We start from the raw sequence: 22,082 nt of genomic DNA on the forward strand, positions 1-22,082 counted from the left end.
CTGCACGCTAGATTGGGCAAGCAAACACGTCGTCGAAACGCACCGGACTTGTCGTGTGTAAAACGTAGCACTGGACTCGCATAATCGAGGCACCGACCGGAACAATGAACTGCTTCCCGGTTTGCTGATAGCCGTCGGTTGGACCTGTGATTGCGCCTGTATTGCCATCATCGATAACTTTCGCGTCCTTGGTGAGGAACTGCACACGAATAGTCACGTAGCCACCATTGACCACTTCTAGGTCTGGACTCTTGATCCAACCCCCAACCACGTAAACCTGATTCGCACTAACTGTCGTGATATCCTGCACCGCCGATGAAGACGCGGCCGGGTCCGCCAACTGGATCTGGCAGCAGTACTTACCAGTACGCGGGTCCGTCGAATCAATAGAAAATACGTTGCCAAGTCCGACGCAGTTCCATCCGTCGAACGAACCAGTCTCGAAGCCGCCGTTGTAGAGCCGATTGCTGCCGGCCCATGGAACCGCGAGGCCCGAACTCTGATTCGATCTCCAGTCGCTGTAACCTCTCACGTAGACCTTCACCGGGTCATTGCCGGATTCCTTGACGGCTACCGACGTATTGACGTTGCTGAAACCTGAGATCTTCGAGTTGAAGTCAAGCGACACGTCGCCATTTAGTCCGATCAGGTACGGTCGCCCGCCGAATGTCTCGTTCGGGATGTAAGGGCCGTTTGTGCCGAGCGGCCCACCGCCTATTGATCCGCCTATCACTCTGAGATGCGTTCCAGGCATCTGGTTTGTCTTAAAGAGGCGTACGTGTGGATTGTTATTGTTGTTTTCCCAATGACATCCCACAGTCGTCCAAATTCCGCTGCGCAACTCCATTGACCTGTCGCAATAGTCAAAGGAATGGCTGTAAATCCCGGCGTCCAGGTTCGTTGTTCCGTCTTCGTACATGCCAACGGCCGTGCCTGCAGAATTCACGCAGTTGAACGTCTTGCCACCATGGATATGGAAATTCTCCCCCGTATCATCGACGCGCAGCCACCGCCAACCACGGCGCCAAGCCTTTCCGATACTTGGACACGTGAAATCGACGAGGTAGCAGTGCGAACCACCAACGATGAGCGAATCACGGAATCCTTCACTCATGAGCATCAGCTTGGCGTCACTGATTTGCGCGTAATCCCCACAAACGAGAATTCCGTCAAGCACTACGTACTGGCTCAGAGGTAGGTTTGGCGGTTTCGATACCGCACCACCATACGGCCCAATGACGCTGAAATTCTGAATCGCTGTGCCAGTTGCGGGACTCACAGTACCGGCTTTGCCGCTGATCACGAGCACCGGGTAAGCAGGATCGCTGCCGTAGCTGAATTTGTCCGCCTTGAATCCTGAGGCCGCCACGATGCGAGCCCCGTCAAACTGAAAGTTTCCTGGCAAGAAGGCATAAAGCGTTTTTGACGCCAAGAAGCGTTGTGACGGCTGCGCGCGAATTGTCGCGCCGCGCTTCGCGGCCCAGGTAAATGCCGCCTGAAGCTGCTGGGTCTCGTCCTTTACTGGGTTGCCGTTATCGTCGTAGTTTCCGAGCGCTCCGCATTGCGAAAACGTCATGTCGCCGACTTGCTCCACGATCCACGGGCCATCCGGTCCCGTGAACACGCTGATACCATCGTCAGTTGCCGAACCGGGCGCGCCAAGGACAAAGTCACGTCCGCCACCTCCATCGCCGGCCGCATAGTAACCAGTACGTTGCGCTCGCGCGGACGTCTTCCCGGAAAGTGCCCGCAACTCGTTGGACGAATTCACAACGTTCGAATTGGTCGCGATCGCCGCGATATCCAGCCACGTTGTCCCGTTGTGCTTTAGGTATCTCCCCTGTGCGTCCTGCGACGTGTCGATGTACTCAGCCCCTACCATATCCGAGTCATTGACGAAGCCAAGCGAGACGGCGGTGGGCCGCGCAGTTCCCTTGCCGACTCCAGATTGACCCAGCAGACGCCACACACCGGGAGTACCAGTGGCGACGCATCGCCAACCCGTCGCGCCCCCGCTAGAGGGGAGCGGGTTCAATACCGTGTCACCGCGATACCACGAACCGGTAGTCGGCGCGGCGGTAGCTTGAGCCACGCGCTGCCCGGGCAATCCGTTGTTGCGCTCGAAGAGTTGATTCGACGCGACGGCATCAGGCTCGTCTACAACGCGGTTTCCGCTCGGCATCGTCGGAGCGCCGAAGTCATTACCGTGAATCTCAGCCGCTGCCACGGCCCCTGCCTTGAGGTTTTTCAATCCCACGGCATATTGGGTCGCCTTCGCATATGTCGCGGTATTGTCCGTGACTTGCAGCTTGCCGATAGTCACCTTCAGATCGACGCTGTCAGCCTTGATCGAAATTGCTCGCCGGTCAGCCGTTCCGCCAGCATTCACGTCGAGAAACGCGTTGTCACACAGGCTCACGAGTGCTGGAGAGCAGTCAACCAACGGCTGGAACAATAGGCCGTCAGCGACGCTCCCAAATGATGTGTTGGAGCGCGCAATCAAATGCGAAAATGCCGGGTTCGTGGTTTGTACCTGAATACTGGTGCCCGGCACGGCATCCGAAGTGGTTTCGTCAATCTCCACCCGCTGCACCCCACCGTACACGAAGACCGCACTGTGCTGATTTGTCCAGCCGGGCCGGGTAACAGTGTTTCCGCGAAGACGCACGACCTTGGCGTTGACCATAATCTGATGTTGGTTTGGCCCAGGGTCACAATTGTCGAGAGTGTTACTCTCCAGAACGACATACCCGCCGCCGAGCTGCATCGCTGAGAGACCTGGCTGTCCAGCGGTGTTGGACACCATATTCGCGATCAGCAGGCAACTACCCTCGTTGCCGCCGCTGAACGTAATCCCCCCTCGCCCGAGCGTCCCATCCTGCTTTGTGCCATCAACGATATTGCTAATCAGCAAGGCTCTGGATGGAACTTCAAAACCCAGCGACGACGCCGTCGCCGTGACGTTAAATGAGGTATCACCCTCGATGCCCAAATCACCATTGCCAATACAAACGTTGCTCGAAAGCACGATATTGCCGTTGAGGCCGTACTGAATGCCCTCGTCAGCGTTGTATCGGGAAACGTTCTCAGAGACCACCCCACCCGTGCTACCTTGAGCCCTACTCTTGGGGAGCGCCAGCCCAGATGCACTGATGCCATTCTTAGACGCCGCAACAGCAAGGGGCGGCCCGAAACCATTACCGATGGCTCGGTTAACGACGATCCGGAAATCAATGCAACCTTGAAAATTGATGCCCGTATTGGGAAGATTCTCGGCTCTGCAATGTGATATCGACGTATCAACCGTGTCGTAGATTGCGAAGCCACGCAACTGCTTGCCAGCACTGAGCGAAAAATGCGTGAAGTCGCACTCGATCTCGATTCCGTAGAAGTGGATGCCAACGCAGCCCGTCCCGCGATCGAGCACAGCCCGTTCTCCGGTCAGTGGATTGCCTGACACAAAAACGCCCCCGTTCGCAAGCGGCCAAGGACGCGTAGCGACATCGACGACAGTGGAGATGTCCGGCACGATGATTGACGCGCCAACCTCGCCGGCAAAACTTATACGGGATGGCACGATGAGCGGGACGGATACGTCCAACGCATATCGTCCGCGCCCCACCTCTACGGTGCCACCGCCCTTCTCCATGAGGTAGAGGATCGCTTTTTGAAACGCGTTCCAGTTCTTCTTGCCGTCTTTCGCATCACCACCGGTTACAGCTCCGAATCGCTTAACGCTGACACGCTCACGCACCGCGTCCGCGAGGGGGATTGGAACTGCTCCGCTAGCTGCGTCCGTTTGAAGGAAGGGAGCATCGATTGTCGCAACGTCAACCCATGTGGTTCCGTTGTGTTTGATGTATTTCCCTTGCGCATCGATCGACGTGTCCAGATATTCAGCACCGACCATATCTGAATCGTTCACCAGACCAAGAGCAACAGCGGTAGGTCGCGTGGTGCCCTTACCGACGCCAGCCTGACCTAGCAAACGCCACGTGCCGGGCGTGCCGGAAGCGATGCAGCGCCATCCGGTCGCGCCGCCGGTAGAGGGGAACTTGTTCAGTACTGTGTCGCCTCGGTTCCATGATCCAGATGTCGGCGCGGCCGTAGCGGTGACGGTCCTGTTCTGCGGATACACCGTGCTCGGATTCACGAGTACCGAGCCATTGATCTCCTGGCCGGCGGGCAGCAAGACGTTCGACGTGTTGACGTCGCTGATCTTCAGCCACTCATAGTCCTTTGCGTCAAAGTCGGTATTCGCTAGTACAAATCGTGCGGGTGCTGGCGGGCGGCCCCAGTACATCGCCTGAGCCGGCTTTCCGTCCGCGTCGTCGAACTGGAGGCGCACGTCACCGTACTCAGCGATGGACCCATTGCGATGCAAGATGAAATTTGTCGCGCATGACGTCGCCGCCCACTTCACACGTAGATCAATCGTTTTGACGCGGATATCAACCGCACCAACATAAAATTGGAACAGCGCACCTTGAGCGTAGGCCGTAGTTTCGTTGACTGTGAGGTCGCCTGTTATGCGCCCAATACGGATATCAGACTGGACGTTTCCGTCGCGCGAGCGGAGTGCGCTCGTGCTCGGCTTGCCATCCGGTGTCGGCAGCAAGAATATTTCGTCAACCACTGCGTTGGAGCAGTTCTGTACACCCGGGAAACTCCAGCCGTCAAAGATTGCCTTCCCGATCCATGGCGATTTACCCTTGAGAACGAACGCCTCGTCTTTGCCGTTCGTGTATTGCAGGAACACGCACTTCATGCCCTGTGAGTTATCAAGGTTGTAGATACCGTTGTCTGTGCAGCTATCCGCGATGACGTACTCGGCGGTGTTGTTCACTCCGTTCTCGATCCAGACGGTGTGGCAATGGTAGGCCTTCACACGGACCTTATTGCGTATCGATCCACCATCCGTTGTGACGACTCGCGGAACCGCGTTAGCCCCTTGCGGCGGCCCCATGCTGAAATCGTAGGCCGTCACGTCGATCTCGCAGTCCGCCGCTTGAGAGACGACCACCCCTTGCCGATTCGCGATTGAGTAGTCCTGCGCCGTCATGTTGCGCGCAGCCTTCACATAGACCTTGCACCGCGGCGCATCGAGCATCAAACCGAGCACGCCGTTGCCTTGATAGTCGATGCAGTCGAATACGAGGCCGCTGCCATCAGCACCCGGAGCCGCGCGCATCCACGGCCCATTCTTGCCGTCGTATTCGCAATACACGACTCCCCGCGCGAACAAATCGAGACGCCCGGCCCATGACACCTGCGGAATCTTTGTCCCGTGCTCGATCACAAGCTGGCGCCCCGTCGTCACTGCGTGATTAATCGCTTCCTGAATGGTCTTGAAGCGCTTCGACGATACCTGTCCATTAACATCCCAGATGCCGTCTATGATGTTATCGACCTCCTCCGCCAGCTGCTGGCTGCCGGAAGCCGTTAGCGTCTCCGTCTTGAAGCGATTGACGTCACACGAGATGACGCGTAGCACTGCGCCGTTGGAGACGTAGAATGGCCGATCCCATGTTGATGCGCCGTCGACCGTGCAGTGGGTTAGCCGAAGTTCCGTCGTGGCGCCGTCGGCTTGAATCGCATAGCTTTGCGGTGTCCCCGTTAGCACGATGTCAACAGCCGAAATGCGGCCCGCCGTGACCCCCGCGAAGCGTGAGTTGTTGCCATTCATCGACCAACGGCCGCCGGTCCACTGGAAGGCTGCAATGCTGCCCTGGTTCAAGCGCAGAAGCGCCACCCGTGCGCCGGACATCTTGAACAGATCGACGCTGGCGGCGGCCTGCATCGCGATAACGCCGCTCGAGGAGCCATTGAAGTGGATCGTCGCGTTCGTGCCGTAGACATCGATATTGCCGGTGACGTTCGCGACGCTCGTTACGGTCACGTCCTTGACGCCGGCAATAGCAAGCGAATCGACTGAACCAGAGAAACGAAAATCCGAAGCTGAACCGCCGTAGCCAGTGACCCGGTCGCCACCGATCTTGAGCGAGTAGTACAGCGTGCCACTCACGTTTTGCTGGAAGCGGCAGCTCGAATCGATGTCAACCTTGTCGCAGTTGTTGATCTCGAAGTAGCCCGACGAGAACGAGTTGAAATTCGCAGTCGCTTCGCAATTCACGTCCGAGAGCGTGAGCCCCACCACGGCGTGGATCTTGTTGATGATCAGGCCCTTCGTCTTGACGTTCTTGAAGGACCAGTCGTAGCACGTCACGCCAGGGAAGCACTCGATCCCCATGCTATACGGCGTGCCAAGCAACACGTTTCCGCGGTACGACTCGATGTACATGCCATCGACGTCCAACCCGTTGATAAGGTCAGCTTTATCGCCTGGACTCGCGAGCGCGCCAATGCCGAACGCGTACTGGTCAGCGTCCAGCAGATTGATGTTTCTCAGCTTGGGCCGCGTATGGTTGCCATACAGGCGCAGGTTCACCACGTTGGCCTGACCGTTCGCGTCGACGGTCAGGTTTTCGAGCACACCGTCCGAAATACCGGCTTTCTTGTCCGCGCGATTGCCCCAGTTCACTTGCCCTTGTGACGTGGCGGATAGTTTCTTGATCGTGCAGCCGCAAAAGTCGATCTCACGCGCGGAGAGAAAAAGCTCGCTCACGTAGAAGACCTGGTCGCGAGGGAACACGAGTTTCCGGCCAGTCGAAACGGCATCGGCGTCGGCGTCCTCGATCGCCTGACGTTGGTCAGCCTTGACGCCTGGCACCGCGCCATACTCCTCAACCGATACGGTCTGCTGCCGCATCTTCGTTTCGTAGTCGAGATCGACCGCAGTCGCGCCAGGCTGCCGGAATTTCTTGAGCGGCCCGGGCTCGCCTGTCGGCCCTTGCACGCCCTCCAGACCCTGTGGCCCGGGGTCGCCTTTCGGCCCCACCGGACCAACGTCCCCCTGCCTGCCAGTGACACCGTCAATGCCTCTTGGCCCCTGAGCGCCAACAGGACCGGCGGGCCCGATATTGCCTTGGTCGCCTTTTTCGCCTGTTAGGCCTTGAGGGCCTTGCGGACCCGCGACGCCCTGGGGTCCAGCGTCACCCTTCGGGCCTTGTGCGCCCGTCGCGCCTTTCGCACCGTCATCGCCTTTCGGGCCTACTGGGCCGACGGGTCCGACGTCACCCCGGTCTCCCTGTTTGCCTTGAGCGCCAGTTACGCCAGCAGGGCCTTGTGCCCCTGTATCGCCCTTGTCGCCTTTGTCGCCTTTGTCGCCTTTGAGACCTTGCGCCCCTTGAGGTCCCTGGGGACCAACAGCGCCGTCGATGCCGCGATCACCCTTCGGGCCCTGCGCGCCGGGTTCGCCACTTTCACCCTTGAGGCCCATCGGCCCTTCGGCGCCAGCTTCCCCGTCTGCTCCGCGCTCGCCCGGCTCTCCGCGCGCGCCCGTGTCTCCACGATCGCCTTTCAGGCCAATTGGGCCTTGCTCGCCTTGAGCGCCTTGCGGACCAATCGCACCGGTCGACCCGCGTGGGCCCGTAAGCCCACGCTCGCCTTGATCGCCACGATCACCGCGGTCTCCACGCTCGCCGCGCTCCCCCTGAAGCCCCTGCAGTCCCTGTGGCCCTTGTGCACCCGTCGCGCCGGTACGACCGCGCTCGCCTTGTGGTCCCTTCTCGCCCTGCGGCCCAACCGCGCCAGCAGGCCCTTGGTCGCCCTGTGCGCCAACGTCGCCCTGTGGACCACGCTCACCTTGAGGACCAAGCTCTCCGCGCTCGCCTCGGTCTCCCTGAGGCCCTTGAACGCCTTGCTGGCCCGCAGTACCCTGGGGCCCGGCCACGCCTTTATCGCCCTGCGGCCCTGCCGGGCCCACTTCGCCTTGTGGACCGACAGCGCCCGCATCTCCTCGAGGGCCGCGCGCGCCCTCAGGCCCCTGGGGACCTTCCATGCCCTGCGGACCTTGAGGGCCTTGCGGCCCCTGCGGGCCCTCGGGGCCTTGTGGACCACCAGCGGGCCCTCGCGGACCCTCAGGCCCTACGTCACCTTTCGGACCTTGATCGCCCTGGTCACCTTGCGGCCCGCGGTCTCCCTTTGGCCCCTGCGGACCAATATGACCACCACAGACCGTTACAGAGTCGACTCGAAGCCTGCTACTCATCGCACCACCTTGAGGATCACATTAACGTCCCCGCACACCAGCGAAAACGGCACGCCGTTGGGCGCGAACACGCGCAGCTCGTACACACCAACGCGGCGTTTCGGAGCACGCTTTTCGGAATTCGGAAGAGGCTTGCGACGCCCGCCATCCGCCATGGCTTCGGCGTCTTCCTGGGTGAACTGAATGACGATCCGGTCGTCGGCGATCGTGATGTCGCCGGCGTCGGTCGATTTGTCGAAGAGAACATCGGGCGACGCCGCGTATGCCCTGATCTGCAAACGCGCGCTGTATCCGTCGAGCTTGATGAAGTCGCCGTTGCAGTCGGCCCATTTCGAGACAACGATTTCTCGGGCGATGCCCTGCTCAAAAGTCAGGTCATAGATGGCGGCGAGCGTCATTGCATGTAGGAAAGGCGTTCTAGTGATGGTTCATTGACGCCTTCAATGTATTGGGCAAGAGCACACGCGCCCGGTCGACCTTTTCCAACCCCGATCAAATTCAGTGATTTGTCTATTGCCAAAATATAGATATTTCAATACTCTCATTCGTGCCTGTACTGAACCCGCCATCCGAGAGATGAATATGAGCAACACCCTGAAGCGCCTGGTGGGCGACGCAGTGAAACGCCTGAAGTGTTGGTGGTTCGGCTGCGAGCCCGACTACCTTGCGTGGAGCCATCAAATGCCCGCGACGCCGTGCCTACGCTGCGGCGCTCCGGACTGCGACTACGCGGACATGGTCGGCTTTACCCGTCACTTCCACTTCATGCGATTCCTGAGCAATTGCCGCTACTGGCTGCTCTTTGGCTGGGTGCCGCGTCGCTGCCGTGAATGCGGCGAGTGGCCAGGCAAGTGTGACTGCCCGCCGTTCTGACCCACCACTAGCGCGAAGGCGCATATGAGCGGCTAGCACAGGTTTTCGGCACGGCTCTGCACGGAGAGGCGGGGCATGGCTGGGAAAGGCCCGTCAAGGAAGGGCGAGGCAAGGAGCTACTACGTAGCCGTGAGCTCTTCGGGGTTCACGGGTGCGCGTGGCGCATCACGCAGCCTGGCACGGCGCGGCTTGGTGAGGCGCGGCACAGCCTGGCGAGGCAGTGACTGGCGTGGTTAGGCAAGGCGAGGGCTTTAGCGATGGAGAATCGAAATGACGGTAACGACGAAATCGGACACGCGGTTGGACAAGGTGACGCGCCGCGTGGTGCTGAAGGGGGTGCGGGACATCATGTTCGACCGCTACGCGGGCGACAACAAGACGAAGCTGGAATGGCACCAGAAGATCTATCAGGTTCCTGGCACGGACATTTTGTGTCTGCCAGCCATCAATATTGTGTCGTTTCTAACGGCGCACAACACGAACAGTGCCCCGAAGCGCCTGCGCGATAAGCGCGCGTACAAAGACATCGCGAACGCGTGCTTGAGTTTCACGAGCATCAGCGGGCCAATTTCGAATCCGAACTATCTGCCGCTGCTGCGCGACGGCGAACCGATCCGCGTCGGCAAATTCGAGGACGACCGCGAGCCGCTGACGGGCATCTACCTGCACCGCTCGGTGGCGCGTCTCGACAAAGGCATTCCGAACCCGAAAGAGCGCCCGGTTCTGCCGCTTCCGTGGTCGATTGAATTCACGCTCGACATCTTCCCGAACAAGGAGATCAAGGAGCAAGAAATTCGAAACCTCGTCGAGGAAGGCGGCTTGGCAATCGGCCTCGGCACGTTCCGCGGCGTATTCGGAAAATTCATCATCGAATCGTGGGAGTGAGAACCAACATGGATGCGAAAGAACTGAAGCCGTGTGCGGAATGCGGCATGCACTGCGAGGCGGGCGAATATCACCCGTTCGCGGCGTGCTTGATGTTCAAACAGACGCGCAATGCCGAGTCGGTGCGCGCGAACCTGAAGGCGGTGGCTGAACACGCTGTCGCAGCTCTCCCTTCCGATGCAGCGCAATCGCCTATCGGGTTCCGCACGCGCGTCCCCGGTTTCGCGTGGGTTCCGTGGATCACCGACGACCAGGAAACCATCAAGCGCACGATTCAGGATGCGCTCGACCACGGACACCAAGGTGAAGCGCTCTACGCAGCTCCCGTCGCCCCTGCTGCGCTGGATGCGTGGCAAGACCTCTATGCGAGAGCGATGGCAACGCTTGCGCCTGCGTTCGACTACATTCAAGCGCATGCCGATCAGTTCGGCGCGACGGGCGGCGACTGCATGATGGCGATCATCGCCGAGACTTTGCCCAAGCTCGCAGCCGCAGATGCAGCGCAGTTCGTCGCCCCTGCTGTGCCACTTGGTATCGATAGCGGCGCAGCGCTGAAGGTCGCGGAGTGTATTGGAATGCCGCTTGACCCCAAGACGCTTGCTTTTGCGCACGCAATCGTCAAGCTAGCCTACGAGTTGAACCCCGTCGCCCCTGCTGCGGCAGCGCCAACGTTGCTAGGCTCGCCGGCTGAGGGGCACTGGGGCGAGCCTGAAACGCCGTCAGATGGACACAAGCTGGAATCGGACGTAGACGAAGAGGCTCAGCCCGACGAGCGCGCGGCGTTCGACCTCCCGCCACTGCCCGATCCGCTGCGCACGTTTGCCGATCATTCAGACCGCGCCTATTCGCGTGAGCAAATGATTGCTTACGCCGAAGCAGCCCGCGCCACCGCACCGCAAGCCGCGACGGAGGACTATACGCGTACATCACTCCGAGCAATCCAGGCTGCGCTGTGCGAAGTCGACCCGAAGTGGCGAGACCGCGGTGAATTCGGCGTCAAACCTCACGACCAGATCATCGCCGCAATTCGCGACCTCGCGGCAGTACCGCAAGCCGGTGCGGAGGAAGCGCTCACGCGCCTGATGCAGTGGCAAGACGGCGCGGGGCTCCTGTGGGACGTGTTCGATCGTCACGGTAGGTGGTTTAAGCGAGTCGTCAGCCCGATTGGCTGGGATGCCCATACCGTTTATCTCGCGATGATGGAGGCGCGCTACGCCCCGCACATCGACGTCCGCCTAGTTTCGTCGACAACGAACGCGAGCCCAGACGAGCCCACGCACCCGCAAGCCGGAGCGGCGCTGACGGATGACCAAATTCTCTCCGCATTCGTGAAGCAGCATGTCCACGTCTACGGCGAGGATGGAGAAGTGCGCCTACTCGGCAACGCAGTCATTCAGGCCGTTCGCGCCCTGCTCGCCGCCCACCCCAGCGAGCAGCGCATGAGCGATGCGGAGCGGCCGGCTTACACTAAGGGCAAAGCATGAAGATCATTTTTCGAGACCTTAATCATTCGGGCGTAGTCGACCACGTTCGCGCGCTCCTTCCGTCTTGGGACGCCGAAGCCGGTAATATTTGGAACTACGGCAGCCAACCGGTTGACATCATCGTGAGTCCCGCAAACGTGACTGGCCGGATGGATGGCGGAATCGACCAGATTTACATCAACCGCTTCGGCTGGCAACTGGAAGCGCGGTTGATGCGTGACATCCGCACGCTGCACGGCGGCCACCTTCCCATCGGCAGCGCCAGGCTTATCACTACATACGACGAACGCGCGGACGCAATTCCGTTGATGATTTGCGCGCCGACGATGGCGTGGCCGCCTGGCGACGTGAGCGATACGAACAACGCTTACCTTGCGTTCCGCGCGGTGCTCCGCTGCGCCCTGACTGACGGCGTAAAGGCGCTGGGCCGCGAGCCTACGATCTTGATGCCAGGGCTGGCGACGGCGACTGGCCGCATGAGTGGCCATAACTGCGCACGCCAGTTGCACGCCGCGTGGACAGAGGCGCATCAGCACATGAGCGAAACGAAGGTGCCGTCGACCTCGAGCGCTGCAGCCGTGCAAAAAGGAGGCAACGATGCCAGTTGAAATTATTGGAATGCGCACGATCAACGGCCACAAGATTGAGGATTGTCCACAGTGCGGCAGTGGCATGCTACCCAATGTAGCCGGCATGTATCGCAGCGCGAACATGACATCAGACGAGACGGCGCGTTGCTTCAACTGTGGGTATGTCGAGCGGCCCCAGCGCGACAAGCGCGACACCTCACCGCAAGGAGCTAAGCAATGAGCAACGAGAGGTTACCCTCGATCATGTAGGCGCAACAGTAGCCGTGCGGGCGTCGTTCGCTACTGTTCGCTGCGGCGCCCGGCCCGGCCAAACATCAGGTTGACATGGTCTGGATGCAGTTGGCGGACACAATTTGAGCCGCCAACTCAGCGATCCGTGGATCAAGACCATTCTTGACCACATTGTCTGCGGAGTTCTTGTAGTCGAGCGAGGCTATACCGATGTTCGTGGTGTAGATCGGTGCGTGACTCGCGTGTAGTGGGACGTCGACGTCATAAAACGAAAGCGTCAGCCCGAAATTAAAAGTGGTGCCGGTATCGAAAAAACCGCCAGTCCGCCGCATATTCGCCAGATGTGCGGCGAAGAATGACCAGGATCCATCCCATTGGATAGAAAGACTGGACGGCGCTGGCCAATGAAGACTATTCGGCTCCCATGAGTCGAACACAAAGTTGAACATCTGGCTTGCTGCTACGTCGGCCAGCGTGGCAGTAAGCGCCATTCCAATATCTTGAATAGGCGAAGCTCCTTTGCCCTCAGAAGAATCTCGCGGTTGAGTGTTGTCGTCTTCCATTTCACGCTCCTGTCGTTGTAATGCGTGAAAGGTAGACTTGCAAACATCACCGGTTCCGTACGGTGGCGCACAGAATAGTCGTGAAAATTAGGCGTTTGCGAACAAGGAATCCAGCGTGCCAACGACTTCAATCGGTGCGTTAGAGAGGGGAAGCATTGGCGGCGAACGCCGCCAGCAGAGCGATCGTCGCGCCGGCGATCATGGCCACGATGTCGGCGCCGTGAGGGTGCCGACCGCGCAGTACAACCAGCATGGCGCGTCCGCCAGCCGTACACAACACACCAGCTACGCCGGTGCCGACTCCGAAGAAACTCAAAGTGGCGAAAATGGCGGCGCCGCCCAGGGCGAGCAGCGCTTGATCGTGCGAGATCATCGTTCGAAGCCAACGCACGAGTTAGGGCTTCCCGTGCATTTCGACGTCATCCGCGATCAGCACTGCGCTATCTCCAAGCAGCGCTTCCGCAACGCCCGTTGCTGGCGGCCACGGCCCGCGCTCGAGCGCTTCGATAAGGCCGCGCCGGAATGCTTCTGATTGCTCGGCGTTCATCGGCTCAGCCGCCACGATCACGCAGTCAACCGCGGGCACGTGAATCACCTTCATGGCCTTCTTCTCCTTGCGCGCCTTTGTCGCCTTCTTGCGGGACGCGGCAACGTGCGCCTTCATGCATTCGACGCACGCACCGTTGTCGGCGTACCGTGGCGCGACGTGGCCCACCTTGCACGGCCTCCCGGTAAAGAACCGCTTTACCCCTAGCGCCTTCGCCGCCGGCCTGCTGGAAGGCCATTTCGTTGCATCCTGATCGGTCATACGCTTCCTAGCTCTCCACGCCAAGTTCGCCCTTCAACTTCTCGCGCGCTGCCTGAATGGCGGCGCTGCCCTGCCCGCTCGCAACCGCAACGTCATCCGATAACGTGTAGTGGACGCTCTCCAGGAACGGGAATGAACACGCGTCCCAGATATCCGGCGACGGTATGCCGTCCTTGCGCATCGTTTCCTTCTTCTCGATGTATCGCCGGGCCTTGTCGTCCCAGTGGTACGGAATCCGGCTGCCCTGCTTCACGAGCTTCTTGAGAAAAGCCTTCGGCAGATCAGCCGAGATGCCAAACCGGCCTTCTGTCACTGCACGCGCGAGCCCGCAAGTTGCCTGAGCGCGCTGATTCACATACCGGCTCTTGTACTCTTTGCTGAAGTTCGGGTTACCCCAATTCACTTTGATGTAGTTGCCGAACCCGGCTTTGTCGAGCGCCTTGCATACCGCAAGCCCAATGCCGCCAGCGTCGATGACGGCCGTCGAATTGCTTCGTTCACCCGACTCGTTAGCGATGTCGCCATGCAGGTCCGAGATGTCCTTCTCGTTCGTGCAGAGCGGCACAGCGACAAGTTGAGCACGCCGGGCGTCGTCGCCGTATTCGCCATTTCCAGAAACCTTCATTGCGAGAATCACGCTCTCATCGCGATACCCGCCGCCGCCTACGTCCACCGGCAGGATCCACCCGTATTCCTCGTCTGGCCCAAATACTTCGCGCCCAATGCAGTCCGTAATCGCGCGCGGGCCGAGCAGGTACTTCGAGCTGTTCTCGGGGAACCTCCCGCGAATCTTGATCTCGTATTCCTCTTCGGTGTACTGGGTGCGCTTCTCTGCGATCGCCTCGACGGAAACAAGCGGCGATTCTTCGGAGTTGAAAACCAGGTTGTTCCACTTACCTCCATCCTCAAGCGAGAGTTGGTGGTGGGTGTCGTAGAAGAAGCCCGAAGAGCGGGTTGGCTGGCTTGCCAGACACATGCGGTTGCGTGCATCGGTCAGCGAGCCCGTGATGACGCTGTAGTTGGCGTCCGGCACGCCGGAGGCCTCGTCAATCAGCCATAGGAGCCAGTCACGGTGCGCGCCAGCAAGGTTCTCAGGCGATCCCCGTGGCGCTGTCTTCGCAGTCACCCACCAGTTGGCTTTAAAGCCCTTGACGTAGACACGCGTGGCCGTAATGGTGAAGTAGTCCCAGATCCAGGCCTGAAGGCCTCCCTGTATCTGCGCACTCAGGTCCGCAAATCCCTTCCACACGCCATCCTGCACCGTGCTGATCTTGGGGGCGGAGATGATCGTGTTCGACAGGTTGTAGCAGAGCAGATGCCAGAGCGCGATGACCGCGTATGACAGGGTTTTCCCAGTCCCGTGACCAGAAGAGACTGACGTACGAGAGCCTGACATGCTCACGCTATCGAAGAGCTCGATCTGCTGATGGGTGGGTTTCAGGCCACAAACCTCTATCGCGAAGCGCGTGCAGTCGAACGCATAGCGCTTGACGAACTCGAGGTAGCGGCTGTCCTCTGGCAGTAGCGCCTGTTGTGACTTACGCGCCATCTACGCGTCACTTGCCCCTTGCGCCGGCCGTGCGATCTTTGGCACGCGCCAACGCCTCCTCACGCATCCTCTCTGCATTCGCCATGCCGTCCTTGTATGCCTTGTCAAGTTCCGCCGCGGTGGAGGCCGATACGGTCCCACGGAACTCTTCCTCAACCTGTTGCTTCCACCCAGCCAGATTCATGAGAGCAAAGTTCACAACGCGAGACTCGTAATTACCACCGAGGCCCCCTTCGATCAAAAGGGCATTTCCTAGCTCGCGCGCGCGCGTATACGCGTGAAAAAATTCAGGATGGCAGGGAGTCTTGCCATCCTTTTCCTTCGCAGTTGCCCAGTTGTACAGCGTCTCGCGCGTCACGCCGAGCGTGGACGCAAACCGCTCCATCGTCGGATAGCGATTCGTTCGCCTGATGGTCTGCTCGATCTGCTCCCCCTTCTTGTCGACGAGCGTCAACTTCTCTTCGCTCTCAACTTCGATGTTGAAGAACTCGATCATCATCTGGCAGAACTCGGGCCTGTAGTCCGTTGGGCGCCCAACGGAGCGCTTCTCCGCGGCGCGCCGCTCGGCGGGTGCTGCGGTGTCGGCGGGAGACGCGGCGCGCTTTGCTGGGGCCTTCTTAGCGGGCGCAGCCGGTTTCTTTTCGGCCGCGCTGTTCCGCGTTGTCTTCGTCGGGCGCGATGCAGTTGCGCGCTTCGGCTTCGCTTTGGTGGAGGGCGCCGCGTCCGGCGCTGCGCCTTTTTTCGTTTTGCCTGTCATGTCCCGTCTCTACTCGCCGAAAATGTCCGGCTGTCTATAGCGCTCCATCAACCAAGGTATCGGCTCGGCCCGCCCTTCCCGCAGATCCTCGAAATACGCGTCGATGCTCTTGAACGTCTTGACTTTCGCACGCAGCGGTTCGACGGCAGTTGAAAGCGCCTCAATTGCTGCAAGTAGAGGCGCGCTCCCCCTCAGGTCATCAAACTTCGAGCATTCGCGCAGCCGTGCGAGTGCAGTAGCCACGCGATCCGTCGCCTCCGCCACGTGCCGAAAATCGCCCGGCACGGGCTGTGTTTGCGCGGTGAACTGGATCATCGCGCTCGCGAATTGCGCCGCCGTGCTGCCGATGACATCCTCGATCCCCCTCATAAGCGCGTGCTGCTGTGCAACGCGGGAATCGATCTCCATGTGCGGAGATAGACCGAGCAGGAAATCGGTTGAAACCGAATAGACGCGCGCGGCCTGGCGTACGAATGCGTGCTCGCGCGGTGTCGGCCGCTTCCCGGACTCGATCAAGCTCAACTGGGTCGAGTTCCTGTAGCCAAAACGATGGGATGCTTCGAGCGCCGTCAGGCCGCTCATGACGCGCGCCGCGATGAGATTGCGCCGTAACGTCTCCAGCTCTTCGGGCAAGTTGCGATTTCGCACCATTCGATGGCGAACTACCGCCGCTGCGCCGTCAGCGCACGTTTGCTCGATCACTTCTGCTATCGCGTTCATCGCTCACGCTCCATTGTTCAAGCTCACGCGCTTACGAGCCCCACGCTCACCATCGCGTGAAACGCACGAAAGACGACTGAGTCGGCGCGCGCCACCGCAGCTGCGACTTCGTCCGCATGCCGAAAGCGCTTTTTCATGCACCCGTCTTTGATCTCGATATCGTCGCGGCAGTGCTCACCCGGACCGATCATGTACGCTACCCGGCGCTCAAGGAGGCCAACCACATGGACCTGTTGGTTTCGCCCCGTTCGTGACAACACACGAAGGATGCTCACGGCCGCGTCGTGCTCGAGCTTGAGCGCCTTTGCGACGTCCGCAGCAACACGCACTTGACGGTCCCTCATCAACCTGAGGACACGATCGCGCGCGGCTTCCTCCGTCAGCAAACCCATTGCACGTGCCTTCTTGCGTATGGCGGACCTGCTACGGCCTGAGAAGTATTTGAACGCTGCTGGCTGGATCTCGCCGCCATCCACGAATCGGGCCAACGCCGCGGCATCAGCCGGCGACCAGCGCGAAGCCAAACCTACTTGCATGACACCCATCACACCTCCCTAATGTCCCAAACACCGCCTTTGCCTTTCCGCACCAGCTTGAAGACGAACGGGTACTGCCGCGCGGCAGTTTTGATCTTGACCGCCGCGTCGTCCGTCATATGCCCCTTGACCTCATGAAACTCCATCGCGCCGCTCGCCACGATCACCGCGAAGTCGGGCGTATAGAACGTCTTGTCTGCGAGGCGCAACTTCAGCCCCTCAAACCGGAACCAGAGCACGCTCCCCATAGATTGCAGGGCCATGAGATGGTCCGCGTATGCGCCCTCGGTCTTGTTCATCACGCCGCCGCCGAGGCGGCCGAGCGCCTGCATGCTTGCCTTCGGCTCGACCTTTGCGCGCCCCGATAGCGCGGCTATCGCGCCGTCGAGCGGCACTGGCGCCGTGTCCGCGAGATTTGTCGCGGCTTCCACAATCGCACCGCGCACCACCGCGTTATTGAAACGCCCGCCTGCAATCGCGCTCGCTGGATAGCGAAGGGAGCCCTTACCCATGCCGCCCACCTTTCGGCGCCGTGATCTCGGTCTGCACCATGCCGCTAGCCTCTCGCGCGGCAGTCGGCACAAGCACGTAAAACTTCACGCCGGGGTTATCGCGCGCCATGCCTTCGGCCACTGCAACGGCAGCCGCCGGAGTCGAGTGGCGAAGTTCAGGCGGCAACTTGCCCTCCGGAGAAACGACCCAGAATGCGTCCTCCACCACTTGATCCTTGTTCGTCATGGCTTTTCGCTCACGTCCCATTCGCGATCGCCGCTCGCAAGAAAGCCCGCCAGCGACTTCCGGTTTTTGCTCACATGGACAATGCATGTGCGAATCTCCGGTGTTTTCCACGCCGATCGCCTGCCCTCAATCTGTCGGGCCTCACCGGGCGTGATATACGCATCGGCCTCGATCCGCTCTTCGTCCCAGCCGCCAGCCTTTTCGATGCGGCGAAGCGCGCGCACCGACGTCACAAGTTCGGTATCGCGCTCTTCGTAGGTGACGCGGTTCCTGTATTTGCCGTATGTGATTGGGACGAGCTTGGGCACCTCGACGCGTAGCACCGTCAACATGCGCCCACCCCGTGCGAACGCGCCTGCGCGATCGCGGCCACGAACGCCATGACCACGCTGCAAAGCCCAGCCCAGCGGTAACCGATCAAGACCAAGCCAACTGAGAGATAAATGAGGAACCAGACGGTTAGATGCAAAGTCACCGGAGTCATTTTTCATCTCCGCTTTGACAAGCACCGCGAACGTAGCCTTGCCAATAGGCCCTGCTCTGGTACAACTCCGAGTTCTTCCAGAACAGCGCTACGTTGATGCAGGTGATCAACGCGCAAAGCGCCACAAGCACCACTGACTTCATGCTTCACCCCCGGTACTTCCCTCGGTATCCCCGTCTGCTGTTGAGACATTCCGACACGCCGGTTGCCCGTTGACATAGGCGCAATACTGGCCGCTCGGCCAGGTGTCGGAGTCTCGACAACAGCACGGCCCTTGCGACGATCGCGCATCGTGCCCGTGGTCATTCGCGGCACAATTGACCGAACTGCCCGCGGTTTCCAGTACGGATGAATCGATGAGTCGAATCGCCTCCAGGAGCCCAGCAGCGATCGCCTGCCTGCTTTGTGGCGTCGGGTCATCACCGACACCCGTTATCCAAAAACTAAATGCCCCAGACCACTTGTGCTCGATCGTGACGGTGTAAAAGACCGATCTGCGCCTGTCGTTGAGCGACGAAACGTTACTCATGCTGCCTCCTGTTGCTGTCGCGCCTTCACCGCCGCTTCGATTTCGCGCGCGCGATCCACGCCCCAGCGGAACTGCCCGACGATCCCCAGCAGTTCCTTCACGGCCGTGTCCCGTTGCGAAAGTGCGATCATGGCCTCGAGCCGTCGGACCATCTTCTCGATGTGCGCTGGGCGCGGGTCCGCTTCCATGCCGACCGCCGCGGCGAGATCGCGCAGCAGGTCGCTGCACTGGCGCCCCTGGTCAGCCAACTCTTCCGAGCGGCGCTGCTGCACGCGCGCGAGTTCCGCCTCGAGCAGCATCGCCTGATGATCGATCGCGGCGCGCAGGCCCGCGAGCCGACCGGTCGTTGCGCTCCGATGGTCCTGCACGGCTGCGGCCACCACCTCGCCGAACTGCCGCCGCACCTTCTCGACCGCCAGATGTTCGACGAGGTCGCGCCGGCAATGCAGTGCCATGTACGCGTGGCGCTCATGGTCGCGCCGCTCGCCGTCCATCACGAGCTTCAGCCAGAGCGCGCGCGGCAAATCAGGGCACTTCGTCAGCGTCGGCGCCTTCACGACACGCCAGCCCTCATCACCCCGCGTCATCAGGCCTGCGCCGGCGGGAATGTCGTCGCGCTTCAATAAGCCAGCCGGGCACGCAAAGATGACGCCACTCGCGTATGCGAGATAGTCGGTGTATTTGCCCTTCGTGATATCGCGCCGGAAATCCGCCATGCTCACCTTCACCTCGTACGCCAGCGGCGTAAAGCGGCTGAAGCTGCAAGGGATCGTGTACACGTCGGGTCGAGCGCTCGCAGCAGGCCCGAGTTGCATATCCACCCAGACACGCCGGTCTGTCATGCCGCGAAGGTGTGCCGCGAGATCGTGCGCGAGCTGATCGTGCGTCCAAGTCTTCACGCGCATGCCCGGTTGTTGAAGGATGTCGTTCACGATGGGTAGTAGTCCGTAGGCATCAAGGCATCACCGAATGTCTCGGTGACGTATCGGAAGAATTCGGGGGAGTTCGTGCGCTCCGCGTGTTTCACGACCCAATCGATCCACGGGCCTTTGCCCGCGGCCTTCGCAACAAGCACCCGGTAGGCGTGTAGCGGCTCGTCCGGCTTCTTCGGGCGCACACCGAGCCGGTAACCCTCGTTGCAGACCTCGCGCTCGCCAGCCGCCCACCATTCCGGAGCGCCGCCAGCCTCCGGGGCGCGCTCCGCCAGCACCTCGTCGACAAATCGCGCGAGAAAATTCGCAAACACCGCCCGATCGTCGCCGTCGCGCGCTCTCGCCGCCAGCGCACGGCCATGCGCCGTGACCAGCTCGGCCGTCGTCACCTCGCGCCCGACCCACGTCAGCAGCAGCGTGCGGTCCGTCGCGGCGTCGAATCCGCATCGCGGCAGCGCGGCCAGAGCCGCAACGAGCTCGGCCTCGCGTGTCGGCGGCGCGGCAACGGCAGCCGACGCGCCGGGTTGTGGTCCGGGTTTTTCTCCGTCAGGCAGCAGCGGCAGCAGATCCGGGCCCGAGTTATCCACAGGCGGAGCCTCGTGCGCGTTGCTGCTGCTCTCTGCTGTAGTCTCTGCAGTAGTCTTAACCCCGTTAACGAATGCAGGATTTGCCGCGCCGCGGATGCTGGATTTGCCGCTTCGCGACTGCGGGTTTCCCGCTTCCCCGGATGCAGGTTTCCCGATTCCCCCAATGCAGGAATCCTGCATTGGGGAATGCGGACTTTCTGCACTCGCGGATGCAGCCGCCCCTTCGCCCTCTTCCTCGGCTCGCGCGCGCTCAACCATCAGCGCTTCAAGCCGGTCCAGATCAAGCTGAAAATAGACCTTGTGCTCAAGGCGGCGATGCGTCTCGATCAACACGCCGCAGCGCCGCAAAGCCTTCCGGGCAGTCTCCTGCTCCGTGCGCGATAGCCCCGTCTCCCGGGTCAGTTCCGCCATCGTCTTGTGGACACCTAACTCATGCGTCGAGCGCTTGAGCCAGTAATAGATCTGCCCGAATAAGATGGCCGCGTTCACCCCGCCCAATGGCTGCGCCAGCGCTGGGTAGTAAGCGACGGGATGACCGACGCCATCGAGAAAGTCGGAAAGCCTCACTGCGCCTCACCCCCCGGTCCGCTCCATTTGAATATCGGCGTGCGGCCAAGACGAGCGATGACTTCGATACTTCCTGCTTGCCGCTCGCGCTTGATCAGCCGCTCTGAAGCCTGACGGCAGATATCCGGACGGCTCGCGCGCCGATGTGCGCGTCCCGCGCAGGGCCTCGCATCAGCCGGAAGAAGGCGCTGAAGTTCCGTTTCGATGTTGACGGGCAAAAACGTCGCGGTACGCATCCTGTCAAGAATTGCGGCCTCAACCTTCGCCGGGATCTCGTAACCGAAGGCCTTCATGTCGGCCGCCGCTCGTCTTCTGTTCCGGTCGCCGCGCCGTCTTCGACAAAGCCCAGCACCCAGCGCAAAGCAGAGGCGCGCTCACCCGTCGCCTGCTCGAGTTCCGCTTCAATCTTCTTTCGGGTCATCATCCGCGGCGGCGCCTCGCCTTCCAGCACCGCGCGCTGTGCACGCGCCTTTGCGTGCCCCTTCGCGCCCTCGCCGGCCACACAGAGAGCCTCGACCTTGGCGCGCTGCTCTTCCGGCGGGAGTTCCGCCAGCTTCAATGCGTGATTCGCCTTGATCGTGCCGCTCTCAACGGCGTCCCGCACCGCCTGGCAGCACTCGAGCAAACGCAGCGCTTCGTGAATCGTCGCCATCTTGCAGCCGAAGATAACTTCCATCTCCGCGTCACTGCGACCAAGCGCAATCTGCTGCGCCATCTTCTCGGCGCGCGATATGGGCGTCTCCTGCTTACGCATTACGTTTTCACTTGCTATCGCAGTAGTCAGCGCTTTCACGCGGTCTTTCGGCTTGAGACTACGAACGAACCCGGGCACCAAACGAATCGGGTCGCCGCGTTCGCGGCGCCTGCGATTCGCCTCACGTGCGTTCTTTACGCGCTGTCGCCCCAGAACCACCTCGATCTTCCCCGTCTCGGTGTTCTTGCAGACCTCGATCGGCTGTATCACTCCTTGGTAGTCGATGTTGCGCACCATGTTCTCGTCGAGCGGCAAGTGCACACGCGAGTCATAGAGTGGATGCTTTTCATCCGTCACTAGTACGAGCTCATCGGGATCAAAGCCCATCAGATTCGTTTTGGTCTTCGCCCCGTATACGTCAACGCTGTTCTTTGCCATGCCCCAA

Annotated in this window: 21 protein-coding genes; 5 read left to right on the top strand and 16 right to left on the bottom strand. The window is 60.7% G+C overall.

Features of this window, described 5'->3' with window-relative positions; genetic code table 11:
• Nucleotides 1-7 precede the first annotated feature (7 nt).
• Both U5A65_RS13505 and U5A65_RS13510 read right to left on the bottom strand, forming a co-directional pair.
• Complete coding sequence (locus U5A65_RS13505; RefSeq protein ID WP_321946531.1) at nt 8-7,339, bottom strand: carbohydrate binding domain-containing protein; 7,332 nt, start codon at nt 7,337-7,339, stop codon at nt 8-10.
• Nucleotides 7,340-8,106: 767 nt separating this feature from the next.
• Nucleotides 8,107-8,508, bottom strand: a complete 402-nt coding sequence (locus tag U5A65_RS13510; RefSeq protein ID WP_321946532.1) for a hypothetical protein — start codon at nt 8,506-8,508, stop codon at nt 8,107-8,109.
• Nucleotides 8,509-8,692: 184 nt separating this feature from the next.
• Between U5A65_RS13510 and U5A65_RS13515 the strand changes: the two genes are divergently transcribed.
• The 5 genes from U5A65_RS13515 to U5A65_RS13535 all read left to right on the top strand — a co-directional run bounded on the left by U5A65_RS13515 (nt 8,693) and on the right by U5A65_RS13535 (nt 12,162).
• Nucleotides 8,693-8,983 (top strand): hypothetical protein, encoded by a 291-nt coding sequence (locus tag U5A65_RS13515; protein WP_321946533.1) that lies wholly within the window; start codon nt 8,693-8,695, stop codon nt 8,981-8,983.
• A 270-nt stretch (nt 8,984-9,253) separates the two neighbouring features.
• Nucleotides 9,254-9,868 (top strand): hypothetical protein, encoded by a 615-nt coding sequence (locus tag U5A65_RS13520; protein ID WP_321946534.1) that lies wholly within the window; start codon nt 9,254-9,256, stop codon nt 9,866-9,868.
• An 8-nt stretch (nt 9,869-9,876) separates the two neighbouring features.
• A complete protein-coding gene (locus U5A65_RS13525) occupies nt 9,877-11,352 on the top strand; it encodes a hypothetical protein (protein ID WP_321946535.1) in 1,476 nt (491 codons plus the stop codon).
• Nucleotides 11,349-11,960, top strand: a complete 612-nt coding sequence (locus U5A65_RS13530) for a macro domain-containing protein (protein WP_321946536.1) — start codon at nt 11,349-11,351, stop codon at nt 11,958-11,960. Before U5A65_RS13525 ends, U5A65_RS13530 begins: the two co-directional genes overlap by 4 nt.
• Entirely contained in the window at nt 11,950-12,162 is a 213-nt protein-coding gene (locus tag U5A65_RS13535; protein ID WP_321946537.1) for a hypothetical protein, read from the top strand. Before U5A65_RS13530 ends, U5A65_RS13535 begins: the two co-directional genes overlap by 11 nt.
• A gap of 94 nt (nt 12,163-12,256) precedes the next feature.
• Here U5A65_RS13535 and U5A65_RS13540 read toward each other — a convergent pair whose 3' ends face one another.
• The 14 genes from U5A65_RS13540 to U5A65_RS13605 all read right to left on the bottom strand — a co-directional run bounded on the left by U5A65_RS13540 (nt 12,257) and on the right by U5A65_RS13605 (nt 22,075).
• Entirely contained in the window at nt 12,257-12,736 is a 480-nt protein-coding gene (locus U5A65_RS13540) for a hypothetical protein (RefSeq protein ID WP_321946538.1), read from the bottom strand.
• A 139-nt stretch (nt 12,737-12,875) separates the two neighbouring features.
• Nucleotides 12,876-13,109 (bottom strand): hypothetical protein, encoded by a 234-nt coding sequence (locus U5A65_RS13545; RefSeq protein ID WP_321946539.1) that lies wholly within the window; start codon nt 13,107-13,109, stop codon nt 12,876-12,878.
• 21 nt (nt 13,110-13,130) lie between these two features.
• The gene (locus tag U5A65_RS13550) at nt 13,131-13,337 is read right to left on the bottom strand and encodes a hypothetical protein (RefSeq protein WP_321946540.1); all 207 of its coding nucleotides are present in this window, start codon (nt 13,335-13,337) and stop codon (nt 13,131-13,133) included.
• A gap of 214 nt (nt 13,338-13,551) precedes the next feature.
• Entirely contained in the window at nt 13,552-15,093 is a 1,542-nt protein-coding gene (locus U5A65_RS13555; protein WP_321946541.1) for a hypothetical protein, read from the bottom strand.
• Nucleotides 15,094-15,100: 7 nt separating this feature from the next.
• The gene (locus U5A65_RS13560) at nt 15,101-15,850 is read right to left on the bottom strand and encodes a hypothetical protein (protein WP_321946542.1); all 750 of its coding nucleotides are present in this window, start codon (nt 15,848-15,850) and stop codon (nt 15,101-15,103) included.
• A gap of 9 nt (nt 15,851-15,859) precedes the next feature.
• A complete protein-coding gene (locus tag U5A65_RS13565; RefSeq protein WP_321946543.1) occupies nt 15,860-16,552 on the bottom strand; it encodes an XRE family transcriptional regulator in 693 nt (230 codons plus the stop codon).
• A 41-nt stretch (nt 16,553-16,593) separates the two neighbouring features.
• Nucleotides 16,594-17,115, bottom strand: a complete 522-nt coding sequence (locus tag U5A65_RS13570) for a hypothetical protein (RefSeq protein ID WP_321946544.1) — start codon at nt 17,113-17,115, stop codon at nt 16,594-16,596.
• Complete coding sequence (locus tag U5A65_RS13575) at nt 17,115-17,618, bottom strand: hypothetical protein (RefSeq protein ID WP_321946545.1); 504 nt, start codon at nt 17,616-17,618, stop codon at nt 17,115-17,117. The genes U5A65_RS13570 and U5A65_RS13575 overlap by 1 nt, the downstream gene beginning before the upstream one ends.
• A complete protein-coding gene (locus U5A65_RS13580; protein ID WP_321946546.1) occupies nt 17,611-17,844 on the bottom strand; it encodes a DUF2188 domain-containing protein in 234 nt (77 codons plus the stop codon). The genes U5A65_RS13575 and U5A65_RS13580 overlap by 8 nt, the downstream gene beginning before the upstream one ends.
• Entirely contained in the window at nt 17,841-18,335 is a 495-nt protein-coding gene (locus tag U5A65_RS13585) for a hypothetical protein (RefSeq protein ID WP_321946547.1), read from the bottom strand. Before U5A65_RS13585 ends, U5A65_RS13580 begins: the two co-directional genes overlap by 4 nt.
• Nucleotides 18,336-18,853: 518 nt before the next feature.
• The gene (locus U5A65_RS13590) at nt 18,854-19,789 is read right to left on the bottom strand and encodes a hypothetical protein (protein ID WP_321946548.1); all 936 of its coding nucleotides are present in this window, start codon (nt 19,787-19,789) and stop codon (nt 18,854-18,856) included.
• Nucleotides 19,786-20,943 (bottom strand): hypothetical protein, encoded by a 1,158-nt coding sequence (locus U5A65_RS13595; protein WP_321946549.1) that lies wholly within the window; start codon nt 20,941-20,943, stop codon nt 19,786-19,788. The genes U5A65_RS13590 and U5A65_RS13595 overlap by 4 nt, the downstream gene beginning before the upstream one ends.
• Nucleotides 20,940-21,236, bottom strand: coding sequence for a hypothetical protein (locus U5A65_RS13600; RefSeq protein ID WP_321946550.1), 297 nt, complete (start codon nt 21,234-21,236; stop codon nt 20,940-20,942). The genes U5A65_RS13595 and U5A65_RS13600 overlap by 4 nt, the downstream gene beginning before the upstream one ends.
• Entirely contained in the window at nt 21,233-22,075 is an 843-nt protein-coding gene (locus U5A65_RS13605; RefSeq protein WP_321946551.1) for a hypothetical protein, read from the bottom strand. The genes U5A65_RS13600 and U5A65_RS13605 overlap by 4 nt, the downstream gene beginning before the upstream one ends.
• Nucleotides 22,076-22,082 lie beyond the last annotated feature (7 nt).

The sequence above is a fragment of the Paraburkholderia sp. J10-1 genome, assembly GCF_905220165.1.
Lineage (GTDB): Bacteria > Pseudomonadota > Gammaproteobacteria > Burkholderiales > Burkholderiaceae > Paraburkholderia.